Below are 6,686 nucleotides of genomic sequence, written 5' to 3'. Positions count from 1 at the left end.
TTGCCAGCGATAGCGATGTGTCAGCCACCATTAATGGTGATTGCTCCGCCGCCATCGCTGGCAAGCCAGCTCCCACAGTTGTTTTGGGGTGTTTGCAAAGTTGTTGCGGGGCTCCAACATCACGCCCATCAATCATCCTGTTCAGCCTTTATCAGCACGCCTAGACTCGGCCCAACCCCAATTTACAGGTAGGCCGCCATGTCCGAGACGCTGCTCAGTTCCCGCAATCTGGCTTTCGAGCTGTACGAAGTCCTCGATGCCGAGGGCCTGACCCGGCGTGAGCGCTTTGCCGAGCACAACCGTGAAACGTTCGATGCGGCCATCGGCACGGCGCGCAACATCGCCGAGAAATACTTCGCACCGCACAACCGCAAGGGCGACGAGAACGAGCCGCGCTACGAAAATGGTCAGGCGGTTCTGATCCCGGAAGTGAAACCGGCGGTGGACGCATTCCTCGAGGCGGGTTTCCTCAACGCCGCGCGCAGCTTCGAAGCCGGCGGCATGCAATTGCCGACGCTGCTGTCGCAAGCGTGCTTTGCGCACTTTCAAGCGGCGAACGCGGCGACCACTTCCTACCCGTTCCTGACCATGGGCGCGGCCAACCTGATCGAAAGCTTCGGCAGCGACGAGCAGAAACAGCGCTTCCTGCAACCGATGATCGACGGCCGTTTCTTCGGCACCATGGCCCTGACCGAACCGCACGCCGGTTCGTCGCTGTCGGATATTCGTACCCGCGCCGAGCCGGCGTCTGACGGCACCTATCGCCTGAAGGGCAACAAGATCTTCATTTCCGGCGGCGATCACCCGCTGTCGGAAAACATCGTGCACATGGTCCTGGCCAAGCTGCCGGATGCGCCGCCGGGGGTCAAAGGCATTTCGCTGTTCATCGTGCCGAAGTTTCTGGTCAATGCTGACGGCAGCCTCGGTGCGCGCAACGATGTGCTGCTGGCCGGGCTGTTCCACAAGATGGGCTGGCGCGGCACCACCTCGACGGCACTGAACTTCGGCGACAACGGTGAGTGCGTAGGCTATCTGGTAGGCAAGCCGCACCATGGCCTGAGCTACATGTTCCAGATGATGAACGAGGCGCGGATCGGCGTCGGCATGGGCGCAGTGATGCTCGGTTACGCCGGCTACCTGTATTCGCTGGAATACGCCCGCGAACGCCCGCAAGGCCGAGTGCCGGACAGCAAGGATCCAACCACCGCGCCAGTGGCGATCATTCAGCACGCCGATGTCAGACGCATGCTGTTGACGCAAAAGTCCTACGTCGAAGGGGCGTTTGATCTTGGCCTGTACGCGGCGCGACTGTTCGATGACACCACAACGCTGGAGACCGAAGCCGAGCGCAAGCAGGCCCACGAGCTGCTGGATCTGCTGACGCCGATCGTCAAATCCTGGCCGTCGGAGTTCTGTCTGAAGGCTAACGAACTGGCGATCCAGATTCTCGGCGGCCACGGTTATACCCGCGAATACCCGGTTGAGCAGTATTACCGCGACAACCGCCTGAACCCGATCCACGAAGGCACCCACGGCATTCAGTCGCTGGACTTGCTCGGGCGCAAACTGGCGCAGAACGGCGGCGCCGGATTGAAGCAACTGATCCGCCTGATCGCCAACACCGCCGAGCGCGCGACCGCGTATAAATCGTTGACCGCACTGCGTGAGCCACTGGAGCAACTGGTAGCGCGCCTGCAAACAGTCACCATCGGTTTGCTCACCGATCTGGCGCAGGGCAAGGTCAACAGCAGCCTGGCGAATTCGGCGCTGTACTTGAAGGTATTCGGGCACACGGTGATTGGCTGGCGCTGGCTGGAACAGGCGATCCGCGCCGAGGAAGGTCTGGCCAAAGGCAATGCGGCAGATGCTGACTTCTATCTGGGCAAGCTGCAGGCGGCGCGCTTTTTCCTGACGTGGGAAGTTCCGGGCTGTCACCATGAGCTGACGTTGCTGGAGGCGCGGGATGATACGTGTCTGGCGATGCAGGATGCGTGGTTTTGATCCGGATTTTTTGTCGCTGCTGATGCCGTCTTCGCGGGCAAGCCCGCTCCCACAGGGTCATGTGGCGTTCACATATTAAGTGACCTGTCACAAGACCTGTGGGAGCGGGCTTGCCCGCGAAGAGGCCCGAACTGACAACACATCAGCTCAACTTGAACCCACCCATCTGCCGCGCCAGATCATCCGCCAATCGCTGCAACATCTGACAATCCTCACGACACGCCCGCACCTCGCCCGCCGTGGCCCGGGCCAGATCGGAAATCCCCTGCACGTTGCGATTGATCTCTTCAGTCACCGCCGACTGCTCTTCCGTCGCGGTCGCCACTTGATGGTTCATGTCACTGATGCGCTCGACCTGCCCGGTAATCGCGGTCAGGGAGGCGCCGGTACGCTGGCTCGACTCAACCCCGGTGCCGGTCGCCGCCTGCCCGGTACGCATCGATGACACCGCATTCTCCGCGCCTTGCTTGAGGCTGCCGATCATCTGCTGGATCTCGTCGGTAGACGCCTGAGTCCTGCGCGCCAAGGTGCGCACTTCATCGGCCACCACGGCAAACCCACGGCCCATGTCCCCGGCCCGCGCGGCTTCGATGGCAGCGTTGAGCGCCAGCAGGTTGGTTTGCTCGGACACCCCGCGAATCACCGCCAGCACCGAATCGATCGACGCCACCTGATGCGCCAGTTCACCCACCGCGCCCGCCGCCACGCCAATCTCATCGGACATGCTTTCGATATGACGAATCGAACCGCCAACCACCTCCCGTGCCTGCAGCGCTTCATCCCGGGCGGTTTGTGAGGCGAGTGCGGCGTTGCCGGCGTTCTGCGCGATTTCCTGCACGGTCAGGCCCATCTCGTGCACCGCGGTGGCGACCATGTCGGTCATTTCCTGCTGACGCCCGGAGCGTTCAGCGGTGTTTTCCACCACTTTCGCCACTTGGCCGACGGCTGTGCGCAGGCGCTCGCTGGTGGTCAGCACTTCGCCGATCAGCCCGCGCTGGCTGTCGAGAAAACGGTTGAAGCCGCGCGCCAGATCGCCCAGCTCATCGGCGCGGCTGGAATCTAACCGATGGGTCAAATCTCCACCGCCGCTACCGATCGCTACCAGCGCGGCTGTTACCTGACGAATCGGTCGCACCAGCCCCTGGGCCAGCCACACCACCAACGCCAGGCACACCAGCGCCACCGCCAGACCGATACCGCCGCTCATCCACATCGCCTTGCGGGCTTCGGCGTAGATCTGCGCTTGCGGCACTTCGGCCACCAGCGTCCAGCCCAGATCGCGCAGCGGCAGGCTGAAGGCGAGGAAGTCTTCGCCATCGCGCTGGAACGAGCTGTTGGTGGCGACTTTTTTGACCCATGACCGCTTGCGCCGCCGACGCACCGATTTGCTCCGTGAGGGTGCGCTTGCCGCTGAACTGCGCCTCGGGATGGACCTGGATCAAACCGTCGGAACGCACGAGATAGACCTTGCCGCGCTCGCCAAAGCTGAAGTTGTGGATCAGCTCCGACAGCTCTTTCATGCTCAAGCCCAGCCCGGCGACACCGACCACTTTGCCGGCCTGCTCGACCTTCAAGTCGATGAACAGCGCCAATTCTCCGGTGGCGCCATCGTTGTCGATGTTCAGGGTGCGCGGCTGGTTGCTGTCGAGAAAGGAATAGAACCAGGCATCGGCTGGTTTGGTCCGGCTGAGCGTGCGATCCAGGCCTTTTTCGGTGATGTAGTGATTGGAGTCGCTGCCGATGATTAACGCAGTGAAGGCTTTATGTTCGGCGCGGATGCCTTCCAGATACTGCGCGAAGGCCGCCGTTTTGCTGCTGTCTTCACCCGAGGCCAGCCAGTCGCGCACCATGCTGTTGCTGGCGATGTCTTTGGCGGCGGTCAGCGGCTGGACGAGGATGCGTTCGATGTCGTTGCGCGTCGCTTCGATGCTCGACGGCAGCGCTTGTTCGACCAGATAGCTCTGGGCGAGGCGGTTGACCACCAGGGTATAAATGCCAACCACGATCAGGATGCTGACCAGCAGGGCGGTGCCCATGCTGAGAATCAGCTGCCATTGAATACTGCGTCGCCACAACTGCATGGAGCACCCCCAAAGAATAAGTGGCCGAAACAATGCAACAGCCGTGCCGATTGTATACAACCTGATCGACAATCTATTCTTTGGTTGTGCGCAACCCCATCAGCCTGATTGATGGTCTTGGCGATGGTGTCGACCGTGGCGCTGACTTGCTCTTGGTAACGGTCGAGTTCCTGCTGGTGCTGCTTCTTCATTTCGATCTGCTGCGAGCACAGGTTCATCGCTGCCAGCACCAGCAAACGGTCACCGATCAGCGTCGGGTATTTGCGTTTGGTGTCGGCCAGTGCGGCCTTGAGCATCAGTGCGGCGTCCAGCAGGGTCTGTTCTTCCCCGGCCGGTGCCTTGATCGAATAGTCCTCCCCGAGAATGGAGATGACTTTTACCCCTGCGGTGCCGTGGTTCATGCGCTGACAGGACCTGCGTTGACGCGATCAACCAGGGCCTGGATGCGTGCTGCCGTGGCGCCGTGCTTCTCTTCCTGTTCCATCAGGCTCAGTTGCAGGCTTTCGTTTTCATCCTTGGCCTGGGCCAGTTCCGTGGACAGGGTCTGGTTGGTTTGCGCGAGGGTCTGGTTCTGTTGCACCAGGTCGCTGACGAGCTGTTCCAATTGGCTGAGGGATGCTTCCAACATTTTGATCTTCCAGGCGTTTTTCAAAGGGCGCGTACGATAAAGAAAAGTCACTGCGGATGCCAGGGTTATACCGGCGCAAGGCCTTGATTTTCCTGGCGGCCGACCGTTCTCGCGAGTTTAAAAGACTGTGATCTGCCGATCTGGTTCCTGCACTTCGTCGCTCAGCCCCCTATGCGACAAATACGCACAGCGCCTCAAGACTTTAGTCGTATGACCGATAAGTCATCCATACAGCAGTCTCAGCCCGCATGGATGCGGCCCTTTCTGGTATCCGCGCCATGTCCCTTCGCAATATGAATATCGCCCCCCGGGCGTTCACCGGCTTCGCCCTGATCGGCGGCCTGATGCTGATTCTCGGCGTGTTCGCCCTGAATCAGATGAGCAAAATCCGCGGCGCTGCCGAGGACATCACTAACAGCAGCGTGCCGAGCATCAAGAACCTCGACGAGTTCACGCAGCTAACCTTGCGCCTGCGGGTGCTGTCGTATCGCTTGCTGGTCAATCGCGAGCCGGACGTGCAGCAGAAGACCATGGAACTGCTGGACACCCGCAACCAGCAGATCCGCGCCGCCCAATCGGCCTATGAGCCGTTAATCAGCGGCCCGCAGGAACGCGCAGCCTACGATCAATATGTGCAGCTGCTGGGCCAGTACCGGCAGATCGAAGACCGGATGAAGAGCCTGTCGCGCAACAATCAGGTGGACGAGTTGCGCAACCTGCTCAACACCGAGTTGCTGAACAACTCCGAAGCGATGAACACCGTGCTCAACCGCCTGATGCAGATCAACGGCGAGCAGATCAGCCAGACCAATCAAGAGGCGGTCGACCAGTATTCCTCGGCGTTCAATCTGGTGGTCACCCTGCTGGTCGTGGCCACCGGCCTGACCTTCCTGTTCGCCTGGCTGCTGACCATCAGCATCACCAAGCCGATTTCCAAAGCGCTGGACGCGGCGGAAACCATTGCCGAGGGCAACCTGACCCAGCCGATCCACGTCGACGGCAGCGACGAAGCCGGGCGCCTGCTGGCGGCCATGGCCAAGATGCAATCGAAGCTGCGCGACACCTTGCAGCGCATCTCCGGCTCGGCCACCCAGCTGGCTTCCGCTGCCGAAGAGCTGAACAGCGTCACCGACGAAAGCGCCCGTGGCCTGACCCAGCAGAACAACGAAATCGAGCAGGCCGCCACCGCGGTCAACGAGATGACCAGCGCCGTGGAAGAAGTCGCGCGCAATGCGGTAAGCACTTCGGAAGCCTCGAAGAACGCCACCACTTCGGCGGGCGACGGTCGCGACCTGGTGCAGGAAACCGTCAGCGCTATCGAGCGCATGAGCGCCGATGTACAGAGCACGGCAAGCCTGATCGGCGATCTGGCGAATGAGTCCCGTGACATCGGCAAGGTGCTGGACGTGATTCGTGGTCTGGCGGATCAGACCAACCTGCTGGCCCTGAACGCGGCGATTGAAGCGGCGCGTGCCGGTGAAGCCGGGCGCGGTTTTGCCGTGGTGGCGGACGAAGTGCGTGCGCTGGCGCATCGCACCCAGCAGTCGACCAGCGAAATCGAACGCATGATCGGCAGCATCCAGAGCGGCACCGAACACGCCGTGGACTCGATGCGCAACAGCACCGAGCGCGCCGAATCGACGCTGAACATCGCGCGGGGTGCCGGGATGTCGCTGGACACCATCAATACCGCGATCGTCGAGATCAACGAGCGCAATCTGGTGATCGCCAGCGCTGCTGAAGAGCAGGCGCAAGTGGCCCGCGAAGTGGATCGCAACCTGGTGAACATCCGCGACCTGTCGGTGCAATCGGCGACCGGCGCGAATCAGACCAGTGCGGCGAGTAACGAGCTCTCGCGCCTGGCGCTGGATCTGAACAACATGGTCGGACGGTTCAGCCTGTAACTTTTAAAAGCAAAAAGATCGCAGCCTGCGGGCAGCTCCTACAGGGGAAAMGCAAATCCCCCATGTAGGAGC

The 6,686-nt window shown here is 61.3% G+C and carries 3 protein-coding genes and 3 pseudogenes; 3 read left to right on the top strand and 3 right to left on the bottom strand.

All coding sequences use genetic code 11. The annotated features are described in order from the left end of the window. Positions 1 to 198: 198 nt before the first annotated feature. Entirely contained in the window at positions 199 to 2,001 is a 1,803-nt protein-coding gene (locus tag HT737_RS18035) for an acyl-CoA dehydrogenase (RefSeq protein WP_182403517.1), read from the top strand. A gap of 142 nt (positions 2,002 to 2,143) precedes the next feature. Here HT737_RS18035 and HT737_RS18030 read toward each other — a convergent pair. The 3 genes and pseudogenes from HT737_RS18030 to HT737_RS18020 form a co-directional block, all read right to left on the bottom strand. Then, a pseudogene (locus tag HT737_RS18030) lies at positions 2,144 to 4,082 on the bottom strand (methyl-accepting chemotaxis protein). 101 nt (positions 4,083 to 4,183) lie between these two features. Then, a pseudogene (locus tag HT737_RS18025) lies at positions 4,184 to 4,483 on the bottom strand (cell division protein ZapA); the annotation flags it as partial. Next, the gene (locus tag HT737_RS18020) at positions 4,480 to 4,710 is read right to left on the bottom strand and encodes a hypothetical protein (protein ID WP_007967306.1); all 231 of its coding nucleotides are present in this window, start codon (positions 4,708 to 4,710) and stop codon (positions 4,480 to 4,482) included. The pseudogene HT737_RS18025 and the gene HT737_RS18020, both read right to left, overlap by 4 nt. Before the next feature lie 248 nt (positions 4,711 to 4,958). Here HT737_RS18020 and HT737_RS32800 point away from each other — a divergent pair. Beyond that, a pseudogene (locus tag HT737_RS32800) lies at positions 4,959 to 5,711 on the top strand (MCP four helix bundle domain-containing protein); the annotation flags it as partial. 30 nt (positions 5,712 to 5,741) lie between these two features. Next, positions 5,742 to 6,614, top strand: coding sequence for a methyl-accepting chemotaxis protein (locus tag HT737_RS32795; RefSeq protein WP_371042268.1), 873 nt, complete (start codon positions 5,742 to 5,744; stop codon positions 6,612 to 6,614). Positions 6,615 to 6,686 lie beyond the last annotated feature (72 nt).

It is taken from the genome of Pseudomonas sp. MD195_PC81_125, assembly GCF_014060985.1.
Taxonomy (GTDB): domain Bacteria; phylum Pseudomonadota; class Gammaproteobacteria; order Pseudomonadales; family Pseudomonadaceae; genus Aquipseudomonas; species Aquipseudomonas parakoreensis.
Note: the sequence above shows the minus strand (reverse complement) of the source record. Positions and strands in the feature narration are given on the sequence as shown.

Bases quoted from the DNA above. Each gene is read 5' to 3' on its own strand.
- HT737_RS18035 (WP_182403517.1), top strand. From the start codon at position 199: ATGTCCGAGACGCTGCTCAGTTCCCGCAATCTGGCTTTCGAGCTGTAC.
- HT737_RS18020 (WP_007967306.1), bottom strand. From the start codon at position 4,710: ATGTTGGAAGCATCCCTCAGCCAATTGGAACAGCTCGTCAGCGACCTG.
- HT737_RS32795 (WP_371042268.1), top strand. From the start codon at position 5,742: ATGGCCAAGATGCAATCGAAGCTGCGCGACACCTTGCAGCGCATCTCC.